This is a genomic window from Paenibacillus eucommiae (genome assembly GCF_017874215.1).
GTDB classification, from domain to species: domain Bacteria; phylum Bacillota; class Bacilli; order Paenibacillales; family NBRC-103111; genus Paenibacillus_AI; species Paenibacillus_AI eucommiae.
On record NZ_JAGGLB010000052.1, the window covers coordinates 15,004 to 36,099 of the forward strand.

General features: G+C 45.1%; 18 protein-coding genes. 9 read left to right on the forward strand and 9 right to left on the reverse strand.

The features are described 5' to 3' along the window. Positions 1-31 precede the first annotated feature (31 nt). The 3 genes from J2Z66_RS39630 to J2Z66_RS39640 all read left to right on the forward strand — a co-directional run bounded on the left by J2Z66_RS39630 (position 32) and on the right by J2Z66_RS39640 (position 3,477). Positions 32-1,084, forward strand: a complete 1,053-nt coding sequence (locus tag J2Z66_RS39630; RefSeq protein WP_209979163.1) for a CapA family protein — start codon at positions 32-34, stop codon at positions 1,082-1,084. A 551-nt stretch (positions 1,085-1,635) separates the two neighbouring features. After that, the gene (gene yhbH, locus J2Z66_RS39635; protein WP_209979165.1) at positions 1,636-2,796 is read left to right on the forward strand and encodes a sporulation protein YhbH; all 1,161 of its coding nucleotides are present in this window, start codon (positions 1,636-1,638) and stop codon (positions 2,794-2,796) included. 255 nt (positions 2,797-3,051) lie between these two features. Further along, positions 3,052-3,477, forward strand: coding sequence for a VOC family protein (locus J2Z66_RS39640; protein WP_209979167.1), 426 nt, complete (start codon positions 3,052-3,054; stop codon positions 3,475-3,477). 116 nt (positions 3,478-3,593) lie between these two features. Here J2Z66_RS39640 and J2Z66_RS39645 read toward each other — a convergent pair whose 3' ends face one another. Continuing rightward, on the reverse strand, positions 3,594-4,112 hold the full coding sequence (locus J2Z66_RS39645) for a DinB family protein (protein ID WP_209979169.1): 519 nt from the start codon (positions 4,110-4,112) through the stop codon (positions 3,594-3,596). A gap of 324 nt (positions 4,113-4,436) precedes the next feature. Between J2Z66_RS39645 and J2Z66_RS39650 the strand changes: the two genes are divergently transcribed. Continuing rightward, positions 4,437-4,880, forward strand: coding sequence for a YtxH domain-containing protein (locus J2Z66_RS39650; RefSeq protein WP_209979170.1), 444 nt, complete (start codon positions 4,437-4,439; stop codon positions 4,878-4,880). Positions 4,881-5,172: 292 nt separating this feature from the next. On the opposite strand, the gene J2Z66_RS39655 is transcribed toward J2Z66_RS39650, so the two are convergent. The 7 genes from J2Z66_RS39655 to J2Z66_RS39685 form a co-directional block, all read right to left on the reverse strand. Next, entirely contained in the window at positions 5,173-7,257 is a 2,085-nt protein-coding gene (locus tag J2Z66_RS39655) for a glycoside hydrolase family 36 protein (protein WP_209979172.1), read from the reverse strand. 228 nt (positions 7,258-7,485) lie between these two features. Further along, positions 7,486-8,400, reverse strand: coding sequence for an AraC family transcriptional regulator (locus tag J2Z66_RS39660; RefSeq protein WP_209979174.1), 915 nt, complete (start codon positions 8,398-8,400; stop codon positions 7,486-7,488). A 504-nt stretch (positions 8,401-8,904) separates the two neighbouring features. Continuing rightward, positions 8,905-9,438: a type 1 glutamine amidotransferase domain-containing protein gene (locus tag J2Z66_RS39665; RefSeq protein ID WP_245376190.1), complete on the reverse strand. Its 534-nt coding sequence runs from the start codon at positions 9,436-9,438 to the stop codon at positions 8,905-8,907. Between the two features lie 121 nt (positions 9,439-9,559). After that, entirely contained in the window at positions 9,560-10,669 is a 1,110-nt protein-coding gene (locus J2Z66_RS39670) for a slipin family protein (protein WP_209979177.1), read from the reverse strand. A gap of 50 nt (positions 10,670-10,719) precedes the next feature. Beyond that, the gene (locus J2Z66_RS39675) at positions 10,720-10,908 is read right to left on the reverse strand and encodes a hypothetical protein (RefSeq protein ID WP_209979179.1); all 189 of its coding nucleotides are present in this window, start codon (positions 10,906-10,908) and stop codon (positions 10,720-10,722) included. 405 nt (positions 10,909-11,313) lie between these two features. Continuing rightward, entirely contained in the window at positions 11,314-12,342 is a 1,029-nt protein-coding gene (locus tag J2Z66_RS39680) for a DUF4432 family protein (protein ID WP_209979180.1), read from the reverse strand. A 108-nt stretch (positions 12,343-12,450) separates the two neighbouring features. Continuing rightward, positions 12,451-13,869, reverse strand: coding sequence for an RtcB family protein (locus J2Z66_RS39685; protein WP_209979182.1), 1,419 nt, complete (start codon positions 13,867-13,869; stop codon positions 12,451-12,453). 249 nt (positions 13,870-14,118) lie between these two features. Between J2Z66_RS39685 and J2Z66_RS39690 the strand changes: the two genes are divergently transcribed. From J2Z66_RS39690 to J2Z66_RS39705, 4 genes are all read left to right on the forward strand, one after another. After that, complete coding sequence (locus J2Z66_RS39690) at positions 14,119-15,432, forward strand: helix-turn-helix transcriptional regulator (protein WP_209979183.1); 1,314 nt, start codon at positions 14,119-14,121, stop codon at positions 15,430-15,432. Further along, entirely contained in the window at positions 15,419-16,243 is an 825-nt protein-coding gene (locus J2Z66_RS39695; RefSeq protein ID WP_209979186.1) for a WYL domain-containing protein, read from the forward strand. Before J2Z66_RS39690 ends, J2Z66_RS39695 begins: the two co-directional genes overlap by 14 nt. A gap of 201 nt (positions 16,244-16,444) precedes the next feature. Continuing rightward, entirely contained in the window at positions 16,445-17,113 is a 669-nt protein-coding gene (locus J2Z66_RS39700; RefSeq protein ID WP_245376191.1) for a futalosine hydrolase, read from the forward strand. Next, complete coding sequence (locus J2Z66_RS39705) at positions 17,113-17,955, forward strand: 1,4-dihydroxy-6-naphtoate synthase (RefSeq protein ID WP_209979219.1); 843 nt, start codon at positions 17,113-17,115, stop codon at positions 17,953-17,955. Before J2Z66_RS39700 ends, J2Z66_RS39705 begins: the two co-directional genes overlap by 1 nt. A gap of 596 nt (positions 17,956-18,551) precedes the next feature. Here J2Z66_RS39705 and J2Z66_RS39710 read toward each other — a convergent pair. Continuing rightward, positions 18,552-19,940, reverse strand: coding sequence for an MDR family MFS transporter (locus J2Z66_RS39710; protein ID WP_376774559.1), 1,389 nt, complete (start codon positions 19,938-19,940; stop codon positions 18,552-18,554). A gap of 207 nt (positions 19,941-20,147) precedes the next feature. Between J2Z66_RS39710 and J2Z66_RS39715 the strand changes: the two genes are divergently transcribed. Then, positions 20,148-20,609, forward strand: a complete 462-nt coding sequence (locus J2Z66_RS39715; protein ID WP_209979191.1) for a MarR family winged helix-turn-helix transcriptional regulator — start codon at positions 20,148-20,150, stop codon at positions 20,607-20,609. Positions 20,610-21,096: the final 487 nt, after the last annotated feature.

Genomic DNA, 21,096 nt, shown 5'->3' on the forward strand with positions numbered 1-21,096 from the left:
AAGAATAAATTGGTTTAAAAGAGGTGATCACATGACTGAGATCAAGATTGCTGCTGTAGGAGATCTTCTAATAAACAGGAACATTTGCATGTCTGTTAAGTCACCAGGTGAGCATCTATATACATTCGATTCACTTTTTGAAGAAGTAGCCCCCTATCTGCAGGAAGCGGACCTGACCATTGGCAATTTAGAAATTCCTTTAAAGGGTGATAAGCCATTTATAAAAAAAAGAAACCCCAAAACAGGATGTCCGTTGTTTAATTGCCCTGAACAGCTCGCGGCAACATTGAAAAGAACGGGCTTTAATGTGCTTACAACAGCAAACAATCATTGTCTGGACAATGGAATAGGAGGATTACAAAGAACGCTCCAGGTACTGAATGAGAACGGGCTGGCACACACAGGAACCTTCGCAACCCGAGAGCAATCCCGTAAAAAGCTGATTGTCGATGTCAAGGGTATAAAAATAGGCATTCTCGCGTATACCCGAAGTACCAACGGCATATCTGTCCCCAAACACATGCCTTGGTCTGTCAACCGGATTAATGAGGATAAGATAAAAAAAGAGCTGTCCCAAATCAAGCAGGAGTGCGACCTTGCCATCGTCTGCCTGCATTTCGGACAAGAACATAGGCAAATACCGAACCTGGGGCAAAGAAAGCTTGTTAATAGTTTGCTTCAGCATGGAGCTGATATCATCCTTGGCTCCCACCCTCATGTCTTACAACCTATTCTAAGAACAAAATCCCAGAAACTAGCTATTTTCTCCTTGGGAAATTTCATTTCGATTCGTTTGAACAATGACCCCTACACAAATAATGGATTAATTTTACAATTATCCATAAAGAAGGAAGGTTCTAGTCGGGCAAAATTAGTTGGCGTGGATTGGATCCCGACCTGGACGCTGCGCAAACTTCAAAATAACCAAGTCTCCTACAGAGTCCTTCCTAACCTCCAACAACTGCATACTAAAGAATTTAATAAGAATCTAACACCAAAGCAGCTGATGATGATGGAAAAAATGTTCACACACACTTCTACAATATTAAACACCTCCCTCCCATCAGGGCCCAAAAAAGGGTAATTAACCTTAAGGAGCGTGTTCGAGATTTTTGGTGCGTTGCTGAAGGCGAATGGCTGTGGGTTCCAGCCGCTGCAGGCGCAGGGGATGAAGAAGACCCCTGCCAGCGCGCGCAACCGAGCGGACCTGCTACTTTAACGATGTTTTTCATCGTTAAAAGCATCAGGTCCACTCCAGATCCTTACTTTAATGATGAAAAACATCGTTAAAATCCCTTTTCAGCAGCCTGATAGGCCCTCCGTCCTCTTTTAATGATGAAAATCATCGTTAACGTGGCGGATAGACCTGGAAAGCTCCCTTTAGCGATGAAAAACATCATTAAAGGGAGCTCACGCCCAATTCGGGGAAGACAGACTGCTACATAACTATGTAAATGCTGCGTGAAAACTACGTGAAACTTACTTCTAGTTCAATAATTTTCATCTCGCTATAGAAAATAGGTGCCCCCGTCCCTCACATATCCCTGATCAAACTGAATATATTTAGTATAGCTTTCCATTTATCTTCTTCTCGTTTTGCATGTAAATGTATACCATTCAAGAGGAGGTGTCCGTATGACAGACCCTTTATTCATCGTATCCCGTGAGGATTGGTCTTTGCACCGCAAAGGATTCCAAGATCAGACCCGTCATCAGCAAAAGGTTCGCGAAGCCATCAAGCAAAACCTGCCTGACCTGGTCACGGACGAGAGCATTATCATGTCGGATGGCAAACAAATCATCAAAGTGCCTATCAAAAGTCTTGACGAATACCGATTTCGATACAATACAAATAAAAGCAAGCATGTCGGGCAAGGGGATGGCGATAGCCAAGTAGGCGATGTTCTGGGTGTAGATCCCAAAGAAGCTGCTGCCGGTAAAGGAGAAGGTGGCGCTGGTGATCAGGCAGGCGAGGATTATTACGAAGCTGAGGTCAGTATGGAAGAGCTGGAAAATCTGCTTTTTGCTGAGCTAGAGCTGCCGAACCTGCAAAATAAAGAGAAGAAACACCTGACCGCTAAAGAGGTCGTGTTCAATGATATCCGCAAAAAGGGCATTATGTCCAATATTGATAAAAAAAGAACGATTCTTGAAAATATGCGTAGAAATTCGACCACCGGCTCACCTGGCATACATGGCATCTCTCCCGATGACCTGCGCTACAAGACATGGGAGGAAGTTGAAAAGCCGCATTCAAACGCTCTCATTATCGCCATGATGGATACTTCAGGATCTATGGGTGCTTTTGAAAAATATATCGCCCGCAGCTTCTTCTTCTGGATGACACGCTTTCTGCGTTCGAAGTATGAGAATGTGGAAATCGTCTTTATTTCTCACCATACGGAAGCTAGGGAGGTTACGGAAGAGGAGTTTTTCACCAAGGGAGAAAGCGGCGGTACGATCTGCTCATCAGCCTACCAGGCAGCCGTAGATATTATTGATCAACGTTACCCTCCGTCCCAGTATAATATTTACCCCTTTCACTTTTCCGATGGGGATAACCTCACGTCAGATAATGATCGCTGCCTGAAGCTGATAGCTCAGTTGATCGAGCGCTGCAATATGTTCGGGTACGGTGAAGTCAATCAATACAATCGAAGCAGCACCTTGATGACCGCATTTCGCAGCATTCAAGATCCTAAGTTCCTCCATTATGTAATCCGCGAAAAAGGCGAAGTATATAAAGCACTTAAAAAATTTTTCACCCAGCCTGTAGGTGGAGCCGTCCAAGGCTAAATCCAGCACAAAAGTGTGCTGGATGCTCATGACTCAAGCGCTGATTCTCATAGCGCTTATTTTTTTGTTTTTTTTCTTATTGGCCTTATCAGCACATTAAATCAATTTGGTTGAGCCAGCAAGAATCAAGTATATTTAAATAAGCACAGTTAAATGATACAATACAGGGTAGGCGGCTGTCCTTCGGGACAAGCACGTTTGCCTAACAAACATGCTTCGAAGATTACCAAATCTTAAGACTAGGGAGCGAAACCAATGGCTATTGATGTTTATTTGAATTTCAATGGAAACTGTCGTGAAGCTGTAGAGTTCTATGCAGAGGCATTCGGAACAGAAAGTCCAAAAATTATGACCTTCGGAGAAACACCTGCTGATCCCAACTACCCGCTTCCAGAGGAAGCGAAACAGTTAGTCATGCATACGCGGCTGAACATTCAAGGCAGCAATGTCATGTTTTCTGATGTTTTTCCTGGCATGCCTTTTGTTGCAGGAACCAACATAACTCTGTCAGTCATCAGCAAGGATATAGACGAAGTTAAAGCTTTATTTCATAAGCTGAAAGAAGGCGGCACTGTAGGGATGGAGCTTCAAGAAACCTTCTGGAGCAAATGCTATGGCAGCTTAACAGATAAGTTTGGCATTGGATGGCAATTTAACTTAGACAGCGGAGAAACATACTAGTAATAGCATAACTATTTGCTTGCATGGAAAAGTATAAGAATGCGTAAAAAGGATATGGACCTTTCCCTCAAAAGAAAGATGCCATATCCTTTTTATTTATTTCAAATTTATAGGAATCATTTGCCTTGCAAATATAAATAAAGTGAAAAATCAGTTTGGGTGCCTGCATGTCCCAATTGCCGCAGCATAGCCGTTATATTCCCGCGGTGGTACGTACCATGATTAACGACATGCTGTACAAGATCGATATACCGGGCATTAAAATCTCCATAAGAGCAAAAGGCTTCTACGTTCTGCTGCTGCTCGAAACAAGCATGATACCGATTGGCTAAACCGGAAAGCATCTCTCCCATTTCGCTCAAGCTCTTCCCTTTCGTTTCATTCGTTAATCTCTCAGTTGAAGCCGTTAATTCCTCCACATATTCGGGAGAAAACTCCGCAACCCCATTCGTCGCCAAAATCGACAACCAGCCGCTATCTATGACGTAGATATGGACAAGCACATCGTAGATTGTCGGAAATATACTCTGAATGCTGGTGAAGCAGGTGGGCTCTGGCAGTTCTGCTAAATAAGCACACACCTTGTTATTGGCCCAAGCATGGTAATCATACTGCTGCATCATGTAATGCTTCAATGGATTTCCCCTCTTCCTGTGTAGGGGATTACGCAGTTTAAGGGTATTTTATGCGCTTAGCCCCTCGTAGGTATACCCCATACTTCTTTTGCTTTTTTTCATCATCAACGCCTCCTTTATAAAATTGGCTTTATTATATCAGCTCTCCGAATCGAACAGAAGTGAAAGAATAGTTACAAACAATTTTATATTTTAGCTCATTTTATTAGACGAATTTTTGCTAAATCCATTTTCTTCCTGTTTCGTTTTTTGATATATGGTTAATAGATAGTACGTCAGTAACAGAAACCTTACGAATATAAATGATAAAAGGAGCGGATCAACATGGATACCATTCAAGAGAACAAGGGAAATATGAAGGCTGTTATTATTGCAGGAGCAGTTGGGGCGGCTATCGCTTTGCTGCTGGCACCAAAATCGGGACGCAAGCTTAGATCGGACCTTGGTGAAACCGTACAAAATTTACAAACCAAAGTTGCCGATTTAATGGAGCAGGCTAAAACTAAAACCTCAGAAACACTTCATATGATTCCGGAAAAAGGCTCCATGCTGATGGATAAAGCCTCCAAAGTAGTGGACGGAGCTGCCGAGTCAGCCCGAAATGCTACTGAATCCGTAACTCAATCTGTTCATAGCGCTGCCGATAAGGTAGCAGATTCCGCCAATAAAGCGGCAGATAAGGTCAAAGAAACTACACGAAATACGATGGATGATGCCAAAAGCTCACTTGACAATGTAAAGCAATTGTCTCCAGCGGGTAAATATTGATTTAAAAGAGTGTCTTCGTATCATGGTGCATGAGGAGGAAATGGATACGGTCAACCAGTGATCATATTCATTCCAGTCTTCCACCAAAACTTTTACTTTTCAGCACCATCATAACAAAAGCAAGATCCTTCGCAGTTCTCTGCCTAGGATCTTGCTTTTAATCAATCTGCAACATCTGCATAATTCCATAACGGCTCCCTGACAGCTGTGCCTTCTGATGACTAGTCGCAGACTTTCCATTTAACCAGATCAGCTTAACCAGGTTAGCGTATCTTCTTCAACATGACATCCTTTACTGAAGTTCAAAAAGCCGGGCACAGTTCATTGACGGTAAAGTTACTGTTAATACCCCACCTTCTGGATTCCATTTCCAGGCGCAGTCTTGCCGCTGCGGATAGCTGCAGCGAACATCAGCATCCAATCCCGCCAGAAAATGTATCGGCAATTCAATGGTATCTTCTGTGCTCTCCAACCTCCATATGGCCAAATACGACTTATCGCCGCAACGCAGCCCTAAGCACAACCACGAATCACCATAGGAGGGTAATCCCAGAGGCCAATAAGGAAGCCCGCCGGCAAGGTCTTTCCGAATGGATTTGTAATAATCCAATCCTTCGCGAATCAATGCGAAACGATTCGGCGAAATTTCCGCCAAATGCCCACTCTGATGGACTCTCATCAGCATGCAGTTGACGAGGTTGAAAATCACTTCTTCCTCGCTGCCGTCCCGGAGCGGGTAAGACCATACCGCACATTGTTCCGGCGTGATCGCTGTCGGAGCTGCAGCCACAATCGCGGCATATTTGCGGTAATCGGTCTGATCGCTGCTTGACTGGATGCTGTGACGACTTAGCAATGCGTAATCCATACGCATGCCTCCACTTGCACAGTTTTCTATGACAAGATCGGGATACCGCTCGAATACCCGGTCAACCCATTGGAGATATGCGCGATTATGCTGGAGAAGACCATCCCCAAAGCTGTCAGCTTTCACTTCGGTGCCAATCCCCGCATTGATGTTATAGTCCATCTTGATATAACCGACACCATACTCCTTTACGAGCCGGTCTATCACTTCATCTGCGTGCTTTACTACTTCCTGATTTCTGAAATCCATCTGGTAGCGTCCATGATCAATAACACGTTTTCCATGACGCATGAAAAACCAATCATCGCCTACTGTATCGGCAAGCGGGCAGTGTACCCCCATAACCTCAAGCTCCAGCCATAGTCCTGGAACCATTCCTTTGAATCGGATATAGTCTGTTACTTCCTTCAGACCACCCGGAAAGCGTGTTTGCGATGGCTGCCACAATCCAACCTCATCCCACCACTCTCCATCCGCATACCAGCCGGCATCGATACAGTAATATTCACAACCAGCTTCTGCCGCCGCATCAACCAAGGGCAAAATCTTCTCCGTTGTCGGGTCGGCAAACAAGCAATTCATATAATCGTTGAAGATGACAGGCAGCTGCACATTGTCCACATTCGGCCGCCTTGTCGCCCGGCGGTAACGAGTTAATTCACCGATCGCCTGTTCGAAAGCCCCTTCAACAATACCAACAGCTACCGGAACCGAAACGAATGTTTCACCTGGCCCGATGCTTTTCCACCAATGGTTTTCGTTTTCAGTAGGGCCGCTAAGCTGTAAGTAGAGGTGGTTCGCCATATCGCTGATTTCCCAGTGCCAGGAACCGTTATGCTCAATTTGCCAGAACAAAGCCGTGCCCCGCTCGACATTTTCGAAGCAGCCCATTGGAAGCAAGCCCTCGGATGACCATGTTCCCGATGTACTGTAAGAAAGACGTTTCAGTGAAGAAGCGTTAGCCCTTGTCAGGCCAAGCTCCGGCAGCGTGTTGTTTCTCCATTGCAATTCGCCATGCCAAGTATTGTGAGCGACATGCAGCCGGCTTTTTGCTTCCCAACTGCTGCTCCCTTCTTTGGCAATGCCGGTCAAGGCGAAGGATGATACATATTCCAAGCCTATCGGGGTATTAGCGCTATTTGTAATTTCTGTCCATGAACGTAAAACTGGAATGTCGTTGAACATCTGGTAGTGAACCGTAACAAGCAGCCCTTCATCTTCCAGCACAATCTCCAGCTTTCGTCCATACTCGTTATGCCTGTCGGTATGGCATACATATTTCAAGCGATTACCTGGCAATGTGCCCGTATATTTCGCTCCATGATGATCATCCTGATCCATCCCGGTCACTTGAATTTCCACAATGCGGAATTTCCGCCGGGCATCTTCTGAATCCAGCTCTTGTACATTCAAAGGAAATGGTGATAGATGCAGCAGCCGAACATCCCTGCTCTCTGTTATCTCCACTTCCAGATAAATTCCGTTTTCGCAAATAGAAATGTTTGGCATGTCGTTCATGATCCTCTCTAAAATAACTGTGTTCACTCTCACTACGATGTGTTTCATCTCTAATAAATAAATTGTCCGTAAAAACTACTTTCGCACTCGTAATCCTGGTACACGCCTAACCTTCCAACGACATAAAAAAGACGCTTACCGTATGTTCTTCCCACTACATTGTAGCAGTCCGTAACCAGCAAGCGTTATCAATTTTGTGACTTCTTAGTCGATCTAATGTCAAGAATTATCACTTAATAAATATTTCCATCGGTGTTTATCTACAGCTTTCCGGTAGGCCGCAGGTGACCAGCCCGTGTACTGCTTGAATAAAGAATGAAAATACTGCCGGCTTCCCACGCCAACATACTCAGAAATCTCTACAATTGGAATGTCTGTTTGCTGCAGCAGCATTTTTGCCTTCTCCATTCGTAAGGAAGTCAAATATTCGGTAATCGTCGAACCTGTATGAGATTTGAAAATACGCTGAAGATAGCCAAGATGCAGGCTAACATAAGAGGCGATCTCTTCCACCCGGATTTGACGGTCGTAATTATGCTGCAAATACTCGATACACTGATTGATGTAATAGTCGGTCTGCGGCTGCCCATCCAGCCGTACCTGCTCCCATAACCTGGCGAGCCGGATCAATAGCTGCGTAAATAACAGCTGCACCATCACTCCATTTTCCAAAGCATGATTATCAAGCTCAAGAACAAGGCTTTTCAGTACCTGGTACAGCTCATCCGGATCAGCCATCAGCAGGTAAGGCTCGGGCGATTGGATAAGAGCTGCAAGTGCCTCCTCTGCCCCGGCAAACTGCTTCATCGACGGAAACATGCCTTCGCTGCAGCTAAAGTGAAATTCCACATTCAACATCCTGCAGGAGACATTTTCATCCACGAGTAACCGATGTGGCACATTCCCGTCAAGAATAATGAATTCACTCTTCGTTAATTCCACACATTCAATTTCCCCAAGTCCCAAATCGAGCTCTACCCGGCACTCACCGCTGATCACATACATAATCTCCGTCGAATTATGGTGATGGAAGGACATCGATAAGTTCTGCCATTGTTTGAAATAGTAGGCCATGATTTGCGGCGAGTAATCCTCCTGCAGCAGCAGGGGTTGAAATAGTGATCCGATTTCCATGGTATCCTCCTGACTGGGCACAATATACTTATGGTTGTGTTCACCTGATTGCTAGTCTCTTTATTTTGACTGAAATTAGAAAGGCTTACAAGAGGATAATTCCTTGTTTGTACACACTTAAGTGAGATTTGAATGGAATAGATTGGATTGGATTGGAAGTGAAGGTTGGAACAAATCTTTAAAGGCGGACACAACCGCTCTTCCACCAACGCCATTTCCTCTTTTCTCAGCTACAATCGCACGAATTGAATCTGCCTATCTCAAAATGACTGCCAGCAGAAGCTGCTTTCCTGAACGAAAGGGATAGTGCCGATAGGGATATGGCGATAGAGAAAATGTGAGATTTTTTTCTGAATTTATGCTTTCTGACTAATACAACAATAAAAAAATCCTTTGCAAATTTCCGCAAAAGATCTTTTTTATTATCTTCGTATTTATTTTGTAATAAAGGAGTTCCAGCACTGACAATAAATCAGCAGATTTAGTATCTTTCTTGTTACAAAATTAGTAAGCAGATACCCCAAGCTTATTAATAATTTCTTGAATAAAGGCTGGCTCATCCTCCGGCGTTCGTGAAGTAATCATATTGTTATCCACAACCACTTCCTTGTCTACGAAGTTGCCTCCCGCTTCCTTAATCTCTTCCGCAATGCCGGGATAAGAGGTTAATGTTCTCCCCTTTAACAGGCCCGCTTCAGCAAGCAGCTGAGGACCGTGGCAAATCGCAGCTATCGTAATGCCCAATTGATCGGCCTTTTTAACAAATTCGATCATATGCTTGTTTACCAAAAGCTTGGATGGCGATTTACCGCCAGGGATAATAACCGCTTCATAGTCACTCGCATCTGCTTCTTCCGCGGATAGATGCGAGGTGTAGGAGATGGTCCCCTTTTTGCCCTCCAATTTGGCGCCTTTTTCTAAACTTATAATAACTCCATCGTTTCCGTTTTGGGACATAGCCTCATAAGGGTTCATCATCTCGGAATCCTCATACCCGTCGGCTATTAAAAAAGCAACCTTCTTCACCATTTGTTTCATTTATATCTACTCCTCTCTTCTTCAGGATGAACAATTCTCTCAGTTTCTTCCCTCCTCTATGCTATACCCCTTTTGGCCTGGAAATAAACATAACTGGATACTGCCGTCTGCCGCTGCTGCCTTAAGCTCCATTCCTTACACTTAACAGCGAATTCAACTGCTCCAGCAAATTGCCGCCGCCAGTAAGCGAAATCGTGCCGATTTTCTCACAAATCTTCTCCAGAAATTCAAGCTCCTTAAGGCGGTAAAGCGTCTGATTCTCGTCCATCAGCTTTGCTGTATTCAGCAAACTGCGAGTCGAAGCCGTTTCTTCCCGGCGGGTAATAATATTAGCCTGCGCCTTCTTTTCAGCCAGCAGCACCGTGTTGAGAATATCCTTGATATCTCCTGGCAGGATGATGTCCTTAAGGCCAGCAGCCTGAAACTGCACACCATAGTGTTCGCTTTTTTCATTTAAGCGGGCTAGCACGAACGTAGCAATCTCCTGTTTCATTTTCAACAAATCATCCAGCTTCAATGTCCCCACATACTCCCGCAAAATAAGCTGCAGTACAATATAAACCTGATCCTCAAAAGATTTGATTTCCAAAGCCTTAAGTGGATTTACAATTTTATACTGGCAGACAAAGTTTAACCGCAAAGTAACCTTATCCTCCGTCATAATCTCTTGTCCGGTCATATCCAATTGCTGCTGCCTCAGGTCCTGAATTTTGACGACAACAGTTGTAGGTCCTTTCCAGAAATAGTACTTGCCCGGGGTCAGCTCTTTTTGCAGCACATTGTTGTAGAAAAGCATACCTGACTCGTGAGCCCCTACTTCTACGATTTGGCAGCAGCCGTGCAGTTTGGGCAAAATTGCTAAATCCACTTCCGGCGCAATCTCCGGATTTCTGATGTCTACTCGTAAACATTCATGTTTCTGCCATATATTCCAAAAAGCATACACCCCTGCTCTCAAAAGAGAGACAAACTTGCCGTCCACATAATGAAGCACATATTCGTAATCCTGAACATCTACAATCGTTAATTGCTTAACCAGCTGCTCATCCTGCATAAACAAACGGATATCTTTATTGGGCACGGAGAGAGGCTGCATCACATTTTGTACGATAACAGTATGATCGGTAAAAGGAGCGAATCGGTATGTACCTGGCTGAAGGTGCTTGATATAGCTTCCATTTCTGAAAAGAAGTCCACGCTCATCATTTTTTATAATAACTTTTGAAAACATGATTATTCCCCCTTGATTTTAACGACCTTGAACAAGGAATCCTCCTGCAGCTAAAGCGGAATCAGGCTTAATGAAGCAAGGTAACCCGTAATTTCGGACAAAAACTCTGTGAATCGATCATTAGGTTCAACAGCAACCCATAACCTTTTCACTTCATTTTTGGCAAAAATAAACGGATTTGCTTGCTGCATAATCAGCTGATTGCAAAGCCCAGCTCGCAGTGCATGCAAGAAGCGCACACTGAGGATTCCCCTTTGAGGTCTCCAATTTGTTAGATCTGACCACTATTTCATCGCTTGAAAAGCGAGAAGGGATTCGAACCCTCACACATGGTAGATTAATGCCGAATGGACCTTACAGGATACCTGCACATACAATATGCGGGCACTGCGGAATGATAAGATATTCCAGCCTCGGTAAGCCATCCTTGCAATAACCTGATCTAGGATGGATAAAAGATCCATCACAGATCAGGTTATTGCTTACGAGTTCTATCATCGCTGATTTGGGTGCTTACGAACATGGTGCAAGTATGGCGACTCGGAAAAAGAATGAAGTTTTTGCAAATAAATGAAAAACCCGCAAGGCTCAATAAGAGCCCTTGCGGGTTATGGCTTGCTTATACAATCGGTGGATAGCTGCCTTTAGATGCGAACTTGGCCTTCTTTGGATACGAATTTCACCTTATCAGAAGTATTATGTATAACAAATGTCATCCAAGTTTCAAGGCTCTCTCCAGGCTGTAATACCGGCGCTTCCCCTTGCTCCACTGCATTTGATAGTGTGGGCACATTCGATGCTTGAGGCTCCAACGCCATACTGTATACCTTTCCGTTAAAAGGTGCTTCTTGAATCGTATGATGCTCCTGCCACAGCCACAAAAAAGGGAACGCCTTGTTGTCCCAGGCAAGTGCAAAGCCGAGGCCCTCCTGCTCATTAAACACGTTGTACCAGTATTCCTTGATTTCGTCGATAAAGAGCATTTCACTGAAAGGATCTGCAGGAAAGTAGGTGAGATCCAGCATTTCTCCTTGTTTTCCTTGTATACTATCGAGCGTTCCGGAAGCTCCGGGCAGCACCCTGCTGTCAGCAGCATGGTCTTCCAGCCTATCGAACACACGGCATTCAGGAAGATCAATACGTGTAGCAGGACTCACGAAAGGAGCGCCAAATGTTATATGCTGTCCCCATAGGTAAGGCTCAGCTTCCCCGCTTTTGTTCGTGATTTTTTCAGATATAAACAGGCTCGATTCATTGCTTCTAAACACAATTGATTTGGAAATCAGGAACGGAAGCACCTTGCTCTCGGTCCATAAAAACAAACGAATTTCCTCATCGCCATCCTGCTCAATCCGGAACTCCCATGACTGATATTGCACATCGCCATGTCCTGGAATATCCGTATTCTTGTAGCTGCAGCCGCTCCCTGCATTCGGAAACAGCTCATACCAACCGCCTACATCATAAACCAGGCCTTTGGGATCCTTGTAAAGTACATCGATATCAGTCCGCTTATCCCTTATTTCAAAAATATGGGCTCCATGATCCACATCAATGCTGACCCGAATAGCTTCATTTTCCAGCGTTAGAACACGGTGCCCCTGTATTTCATGCTGTAAAAGCTGAGCCTTCCCTGTGCTCCTTGCTTCTGCCGATTTACTATTTTCCACCATCTTTGCATCTCCCTCGAATCAACCGAAATATGAAATATGAGTTCAATTCTTCCATTAACATTATCGATTATATCACATAGCAATGAAGGCTTCCTTCGTTTCTTTTCTTCATTTACCTTTAATCGCCGCCATTGGAATGCATCTGGCTACTACGTCCGCTAAGGATGCACCTACAACACTATCAATAATTTGATCGACATCCTTATAGGCCTGCGGGCATTCGTCCAGAATCGTTTCCAGAGACCGATGATTCACCAGGATCTCTTCCTCTGTACCGATGCGCAAGGATTGTGCGAATTGATCAATGGTAACGGCTTCCTTAGTAGCTCTTCGTGATCTCACCCGGCCTGCACCGTGACAAATAGAATAGAAGTTTTTCAAGCCTTCTTCTTTTCCAACCATAATGTACGACGATGTCCCCATAGAACCAGGTATTAATGCAGGGTGTCCGGTTTCCTTGTAAACAGGGGTATTCAGGAAATGATTCGGTGGAAGCGCCCGAGTGGCCCCTTTGCGATGAACGAGCATCGGCTGGTTTCTATGAAATTCCTTCAGCGCGTAGTTATGCATCAAATCGTATAGTACAGGTGTTTCAATCTGTGGACCAAATACATCTTTAAAAGCCTGGCGCACGCCAAAAGCGATCATATGCCTGTTGCTTACAGCAAAATTAAGTGCAGAATACATAAGGTTTAGATAGGTTTTCCCTTCTTTGCTGGTAATAGGCGCATAGATCAAATTAGGGTCAGGATTCTCCACGCCCCAATGATACATAGCCTCCTTCATTACCTTGTTATATTCGCGGCCCAGCATGGCTCCCCAAGCGCGAGAACCCGAGTGAATCATAATGACCACTTGCCCGTCGAATAAGCCCCACTTAGCCGCAAGCTCTGCGGAAGCTTCATTGATCTCCAAATATTGCAGCTCGATAAAATGATTGCCGCTCCCAAGTGTTCCCAGCTGCCCGCGGGCATTTTTACGGATTTTCGGTGGCAGATGCTCCAGGTAAGTATGGTCATATTGGAAGGTAGATTCCTCAACATGCGTAATCCATTGGTTATCTGGGACATACTTGGAAGGCAAGCCCCTTAGCCCCTGCTTCACAACTTCCATGATATCGATATCCGCAAAATGTGAATTCGTCCGTTCGTTGGTAGGTACATAAGATTCAATTGCTGCTATTAAAGCTCTGCGTACTGCCTTGTCCTGAATATCCCTTTTGTGCAGAGGCGTCGTATGTACCCGCATACCGCAGCCGATATCTACACCCACAATCGATGGAGAGACAATCCCATCCTTCATACTCCAAACTGCAGTTGTCCCAATACAAGTTCCTACGCCAACATGTGCGTCAGGTGTATAGCTCATATATACATTCCGCGGAATCCGCAGATTATTGTCTGCCATTTCATATACCTTGGCTTCAAACGACTGAAACACCTCAGCGTTGGCAAACACATGGACATTTCCATGATCTAAGCCGATTTCATAATGATTGTTTCCGTGCATTTTTTGCTGCATGTTCATTCTTTTACCTCCTCGGGAATAGCTGCTCCGCTCAGCCTACATGGATACCATGTATTAGTGCTGCGAGTGCTTTCTTTATTTTGCGTTTTGCTTTATGAGACCTATCATCGCTTATTTGCCTGCTTACGAACATGGTGAAAGTATGACGACTATTGAAAAAATATCCATTTTCTTCATTTCCCGTACCTGTTACAATGAAAGGAATGCTGCAAAAAGAACAGAAGCTTCATCGTAAAGGAGCGAAGGAACTTGGCTAAGGAAAGCTTTGATAAAGAAATTCAGTTTTTGCGCATACTTGTGCTGACCAGTGGAGCGTACAACCGCCAACAGTTTGCCGAAAGACTCGGCATCTCTATACATACTTTTGATAAGACCCTCAAACGCTTAAAAGAAATTGTTAGCACCATACACCAGCAATTGCCCGATGAACAGGGAAAAGAATTTGCCGAGAGCATCCGCTACAGTTATTTCGATTCAACTGATCCACTGCTGCTGTTCCTATTTCGCGCTAAGTCCCTTAAGGAAACCGAGAGTCAAAGAATATCTCTGCTCTTGGCAGCTATAAATGAGAAGTCCTTGACGGCTATGGAGCTGCTGGATGCCTGCTATGACAGGTTTCCTGCTAACCTTCCACTTCCAGATGAAAAAACGATTCGAACAGACCTAAAATACCTTGAAGAGGTTGGAGTTATTAGCAGGATTCCGGGTCCACGCCCCTACAGCTACCGCATACATAATGGATTGGTAGAAGAGCTGTCGCAGGATGAATTACTTGATTTGTACGACTTTGTAGACATCATGGCTAACACACAGGTACCTTCCCTACAGGGTTATTTACTCCGTGACGGATTGAAGAAAAGAGTAGCCCGGGGCGATCCAGATAAAACCGCAATAGAGCCCTTCCTATATAAATATCATTATTATTCGCGAATTTTGGATGAGGCCCATCTGTTCACCCTTCTTGCCTCCATTCGTAAGCGGTGCAAAGTTAAATTTCTGTATTTCTCTCCAAAAAATTCGAAAAGCTACGCCTCAAAAAATACGAATCCTCTATTCGAGCGTGAAACGGAAGGAAAGCAGGAAATAACGCTTCCGCTCAAAATTGTCTATGACCATCAATATGGCCGTTGGTACTTGCTTTCCTACAGTTCCCGGTATGGCATCAAGAAATATCGCCTGGAAGGAATGACTCAAATCGGGGAAGACGATGCTGTGCCTGAGGAATGGTTTGCGGAGAAAAATAAAGAGCTTGAGGAAAAAACAAAGTACAGCTGGTTAATTGACACAGGACGTCCCCTTACGCTGCGAGCCCGTTTCTTCAATCCCGGAAACGCCCAGCCCAATTTTATTAAAGAGCGGGTACTGCTGCAGGGCCAGTGGGGACAAATTGTTGAAGAAGATGATGTCTCCTTTGTTTATGAAATCATCGTTAATGGAACGACGGAAATCAAGCCTTGGCTGCGCAGCTTTGGTTCCAGCTGTGAGGTACTGGAGCCGATTCGTCTCAGGAGGGAAATGATCGCCGAATGGAAGGAGATCAGGCACTGCTATGAATCCATTTGAAAAGATTTTCAACTATCAGCTCCTCTCCCGGCTCGACGAATCCGGCACCTTCATGATCACCTCACATGAACGCAGCTGGTTGAAAATGATGCTGCAGCATCCCGCGGCCGCGGAAGCTTTTACAGCTGTTACTCTGGATAAGCTGCAGCTAATTCTGGAGCTTGAGCAGCCCCTTGAACTGACAACTGTTTTTGTTGAGAAAGCACGCAGCCTGGAGCGACAAGTTTACCATCCGCACCTGCGTCTCCTGCGCCGCTGCCTGGTCAATAAAAGCCGTATTCGTCTGAGCTTCAGCATCAAAGGAGATCAATCCCGCAACGAACAATTAGGCTTTCCCTACAAGCTGGAATATTCAATGGTCAAAAGAGAGTGGTATCTGCTTTGGTATCATTTGAGAAATCATATGCTGATGAGTACTAGGCTGCAGAAAATTTCCACTATCACAGAAGAATCCCTTCCTGAGGAAATGTCAGCCAAGGCGTTGGCTGATATTCAGAAGATATTGGAAAAAAGGAAAGCAGAGGCCTTCATCCAAATAAACAAAGAATATAATCGTGAATTGTCGCGGATCTTATATGCCTTTTCCTGTTTTGAGAAAGAAGTCAGCTATGATGCCTCCGATGACAGGTATACAATTCATTTAAGCTTTGCAGGAAATGAAAGTGAATATGTCTTGTCCAAAATCCGTTTCCTTGGCAAGCGAGTTCGAATTATCGGGAACGAAAAGCTGCAGCAGCGCATGCTGGAAACCGCATCAAAAGCTTTGGAGCGTTATGGCATAAGCGATTCGAGCAATGAGACGGATACATAAGCGGGAAGAAGGGCGACTTAGAGGACCCCAGAGGACCCCAGAGGACCCCCTCAGACCTCAGAGGACCACTTAGAGCTCAGAAGACCACGCAGACCTCTGAGTCTGAGGTTGTCCAGAACCAGCAAGAGGATTATAATGAAGAACAATAGCTTCACATGTCTTTAGAGGCAGATGCCTGTTATAAAAGGGAGTATTAATAGCATGAATATACTAAAAACAAGTACACGTGTGCTAGTAGTGACAGCTGTCGATGTCGAGAAAGACGCCGTGCTGCGGGGACTTCGCGGCAGCAGCAGGTTTGATGTAATAGCCGCAGGTGTCGGACCCGTTGCAGCAGCTATTACTACTACAACGGTATTGGCTGCTGCCCATTTTGATTATGACTTTGTCGTGAGTGCCGGGATCGGCGGCGGCTTCCCCGGTCAAGCGGAGATCGGCTCACTGGTAGTCGCTAGTGAAATTATCGCAGCGGATCTGGGAGCCGAGACTCCTGAGGGCTTCAGCAGCTTGGACGAGCTTGGCTTTGGCTCATCAACCCATATTCAAGTTGATGAACACTACGCTGTCCGTTTAACTGAAGCATTGCACACTGCCAAATTGCCGGTCCTTATGGGACCAGTGTTGACCTTATCAACCGTAACCGGCACGGCTGCGACCGCTGCGAAATTGGCTCTTCAGGTCCCACAAGCTGCTGCAGAAGCTATGGAAGGTTATGGAGTAGCAGCAGCAGCTTATCAGCGTGGTATCCCTGTATTAGAAATCCGCGCCATCTCCAATCTCGTAGGTCCGCGTGACCGTTCAGCTTGGAGAATCGGCGATGCTCTTACAGCATTAGAAGCAGCAAGCTCAGTCCTAATGGAGGTTTTATGATGAAGATTGCTTTTTCACCTTGTCCTAATGATACTTTTGTTTTTCATGCGTGGGTGCATGGACTACTGCCCGGTGCCCCAAAGCTGGATGTCACCTATGCAGACATCGACATTACCAACAACCTAGCAGCTAATCCTGGCGGACCGGACGTGCTCAAAATTTCATATGCAGCTCTGCCCTGGGTACTATCCGAATATGCTTTACTGCCTTGCGGTGGAGCACTCGGCAGAGGCTGCGGACCGTTAGTACTGACTAGAAACAACGTGTCAGCCACGAAAGACCCAGCTATATTGACTGGCCGCAGGGTAGCAGTTCCCAGTGAGCGCTCGACCGCATATATGCTGTTCAGACTTTGGGCAGCCGAGCAAGTCCCCGGAGGCGTGGGCGAAATTGTTGTGATGCCATTTCAAGAAATCATGCCAGCAGTACGTGATGGTGCAATCGACGCTGGCTTAGTCATCCACGAAGCACGTTTCACATACCCCTCTTACGGTCTTTCGCTTTTAACCGACTTGGGCAGCTGGTGGGAAGGCGATGCCAATCAGCCCATACCACTCGGAGCCATCATTGCTCATCGTTCTCTTGATCTTAAGTCCATCGCTGCATGGACGAGAGCTTCCGTCGAGTATGCCTGGGCTCATCCGGAAATGTCACGGGACTATATCATGCAGCACGCTCAAGAAATGGACCCTATCGTTGCACAAGCACACATCGATTTGTACGTAAACGAATTCACAGCGGATCTAGGCGAACTGGGTTACACAGCAGTAACGACACTTCTGAGTCGTGCCTCACAAGTTGGACTTATCCCTGAGTTCGATCTTTCTTTGCTCCGATATTAATTTACTTTCGTAAGAAACCCGCCTTTTTTGGCGTCCTTTGAGGAGCGTATTCGTGACATTGGTGCATGGAGGTAGGAAATGGCTGTGGGCTCCAGCCGCTGTTAAAAATTTGTTCCCTAGAATGAAATGGATGCAGAGGCGAGAATAAATCTTTAAAGGCGGGCGCAGGCGCTGGGGATGAAGAGGCGCACGGCTGAGAAGGATCTGCTACTTTAACGATGTTTTTCATCGTTAAAAGCACTGGGTCCGCTCCACATCCTTACTTTAACGATGAAAAACATCGTTAAGTGAATCGCACACTCAAAAGGACTGCCAATAGAGGCTGCTTCCTGAGAGAAGGGGATAGGTGGTGATGGGGAAACCTGTGCTTCCTTTCTGATTCCCTTGGTAAATGAAGAGTTACATGAGTTGCACCAAACATTTTATCACTATAAAGCTGCACCACGCGAGTCACGTGACTCACGTGACTAATTCCTTTCACTCCAGGCATCCCCAAAACTTATACTTTCTAAAAAGTTTACAAAAAAGGACTCCGCCGCGTCATCAAACGCAGTAGAGTCCTTTTCAATTTCACATATCTTTGCAGCACCTGCCTCTTATTCTTCAGGAGCCTTCGTGCGCTTCATAAACAAAGCAAGAACAAGTCCAGCAACTGCAAAAACTAACCCGACTGTGAAGGATTTTTGCACACCGGCTAGCAAAGCTTCTGCTTGCTGTTGCGGGGCTGTCGGATCGGACGAATTTTCCAGGAAAACCCGCTGTCCCGACGACATAATACTGATAAAGAAGGCAACGCCTATCGCTCCAGAAACCTGCTGCAGCGTATTAAGAATCGCTGTACCATGTGGATAATACTTACGCGGCAGTTGGTTCAAACCATTTGTCTGCGCAGGCATCATGATCATGGAGATAGCAATCATCATACTGATATGCAATGCTATAAACATCCCCGTTGTTGTGGCTAGGGATACTTGTGTAAATAAATACATAATGACGATTAACAACGCAGCGCCCGGTATAACAAGCGCTCTAGGACCGAATTTATCGAACAGTTTACCTGTTAACGGAGATAGAAGGCCATTGAGCACACCACCGGGCAGCATAATAAGGCCCGTTGTAAAAGCTGTTAGCAAGAGCGCTCCCTGCAGCAGGAAAGGCAGCAGCAGCAGCGTTGAGAACAATGTCATCATTACAATAATAAGCAATAGTGTGGTCAAGGAAAACATCGGTGACTTAAATGCCCGCAAGTCAAGCATCGGCGACTTCGAGCCGATCTGACGCAGTACAAACCATATCAGGGAAATAGCTCCTACGATAAGCGAGACATATACCTGTGGACTGGACCATCCTCCATGCCCTTCTCCCGCACTGCTAAAGCCGAACACGATTCCCCCAAAGCCAAGCGTAGACAATACAATGGAAAACACATCTACCTTTGGTTTGGTGATATCTGAAACATTCTTTAAATAAATAAAAGCGAAAAAGAAAGCAAAGATGGCAAAAGGCAGAACCATATAAAACAACCAGCGCCAATCCAACGAGTCAAGGATCAAGCCAGAGAGAGTAGGTCCGATAGCCGGGGCAAACATAATGACAAGCCCGATCGTTCCCATCGCAGCACCGCGCTTATCCGGCGGATAAAGCACCAGAATGGTGTTCATCAAAACCGGAAGCATAAGCCCTGTACCTGCAGCTTGAAGCAAGCGACCAATCAATAACACTGAAAAACCAGGAGCGACTGCACAAACCAATGTACCTAGGGAAAATAAAAACATGGCCCCAAGAAACATTTGCCTTGTTGTAAACCATTGAACCAGTAATGCTGAAGCAGGTACAAGTACACCTACGAGCAGCATATATCCGGTTGACAACCACTGGATGGTTGATGGGGTCACACCCAATTCAACTACTAAATCCGGAAAAGCGATATTTAGCAGCGTTTCATTCAAAATCGAAAAAAAGGCACCTATGATCAAGGAAATCATGATTGGCAGCTTTTTTATGTTGCCCAAATCTTTACCTTGTGGGCCAGGAGCTACACCTGCAGTATTCAACTTCTCTTCCTCCCTATCCATCCAAACTATTTATCTTTTGAATTTCATTATAAATTAATAATGGTTATGAAACAATAGCAATTATTCACACTAATATGATAAAATAATTATAATTAACATTAGGGTGGTGTGTGATCCGTGAGAAACGAGCTCATCGAACAATTTTCCGATAATTTCATGCTGTTGATGCCGCTATTGCAGCGAAAAATATTCGATGCGGTAGCGGTGGAAGAATGCCCCCCTGTGCGTTTATCTCCAATGGCTGCTCGTTTACTAATTCTTCTGCATGAGGTGCGCAGGTGTATTGTATCTGATTTGTCTGAACAATTAAATATCACCCGTTCGAACATAAGCCCATTGTTGGACAAGCTGGTGAAAAAGGGGCTTGTAAGCCGTCACTCCTGCGAGAATGACCGGAGACTTGTATTTGTTGAAATTACCGAACAGGGTGACTGGCTCTGTAATGAGTACCAACGGATTATTTCCAATAAAATTAAAGAGATGGTCAGCTTCCTGGATGTAACAGATTTATCTGAATTAAATGTCCATATGGATAAACTAAAATCAATTTTAATCAAAACGAGTAATCGGCAGCCTTAAAAACACTCTTTCATAATAGCACAAGCGTTCGTATTCATACAAGTAAAAATTTACAAATCATTACTTTGCTCCTTGCTAAGGCTGCTATTTTCCAGCTTATCTAACAACAGCCATCTGTATGCTGAACAAAACAAAGACCGTCAGGATTATCCTTCCGGTCTTTTTGTTATTGTGTCCGTATTATAAAGATATAATCCCCATGCAGCCCGCCCGCCTCCTCCCAATTGAAGTATTGAGCGTGTGCTTCACTTAAACGATGTTTTTCATCGTTAAAGTCAGTATGTGGAGACGCCCCGGTGCTTTTAGCGATGAAAAACATCGCTAAAGTAGCAGATCCTCCCGGTGCGCGCGCTGGCAGTGGCCATCTTCATCCCCAGCGCCTGTGTCCGCGGAGAAATCTCCTCCAACCAAAAGAAAAAAACTGGTTGGCTGTCCGTTTGAGCTTAGTGTTCGAACGATTATAGCTAAGTGAGGTAAGGGGTGTGGG

Coding starts and splice junctions, on each gene's coding strand:
- J2Z66_RS39630 (WP_209979163.1), top strand. CDS start 32: ATGACTGAGATCAAGATTGCTGCTGTAGGAGATCTTCTAATAAACAGG.
- yhbH (WP_209979165.1), top strand. CDS start 1,636: ATGACAGACCCTTTATTCATCGTATCCCGTGAGGATTGGTCTTTGCAC.
- J2Z66_RS39640 (WP_209979167.1), top strand. CDS start 3,052: ATGGCTATTGATGTTTATTTGAATTTCAATGGAAACTGTCGTGAAGCT.
- J2Z66_RS39650 (WP_209979170.1), top strand. CDS start 4,437: ATGGATACCATTCAAGAGAACAAGGGAAATATGAAGGCTGTTATTATT.
- J2Z66_RS39655 (WP_209979172.1), bottom strand. CDS start 7,257: ATGCCAAACATTTCTATTTGCGAAAACGGAATTTATCTGGAAGTGGAG.
- J2Z66_RS39660 (WP_209979174.1), bottom strand. CDS start 8,400: ATGGAAATCGGATCACTATTTCAACCCCTGCTGCTGCAGGAGGATTAC.
- J2Z66_RS39665 (WP_245376190.1), bottom strand. CDS start 9,438: ATGAAACAAATGGTGAAGAAGGTTGCTTTTTTAATAGCCGACGGGTAT.
- J2Z66_RS39670 (WP_209979177.1), bottom strand. CDS start 10,669: ATGTTTTCAAAAGTTATTATAAAAAATGATGAGCGTGGACTTCTTTTC.
- J2Z66_RS39680 (WP_209979180.1), bottom strand. CDS start 12,342: ATGGTGGAAAATAGTAAATCGGCAGAAGCAAGGAGCACAGGGAAGGCT.
- J2Z66_RS39685 (WP_209979182.1), bottom strand. CDS start 13,869: ATGAACATGCAGCAAAAAATGCACGGAAACAATCATTATGAAATCGGC.
- J2Z66_RS39695 (WP_209979186.1), top strand. CDS start 15,419: ATGAATCCATTTGAAAAGATTTTCAACTATCAGCTCCTCTCCCGGCTC.
- J2Z66_RS39700 (WP_245376191.1), top strand. CDS start 16,445: ATGAATATACTAAAAACAAGTACACGTGTGCTAGTAGTGACAGCTGTC.
- J2Z66_RS39705 (WP_209979219.1), top strand. CDS start 17,113: ATGAAGATTGCTTTTTCACCTTGTCCTAATGATACTTTTGTTTTTCAT.
- J2Z66_RS39710 (WP_376774559.1), bottom strand. CDS start 19,940: ATGATTTCCTTGATCATAGGTGCCTTTTTTTCGATTTTGAATGAAACG.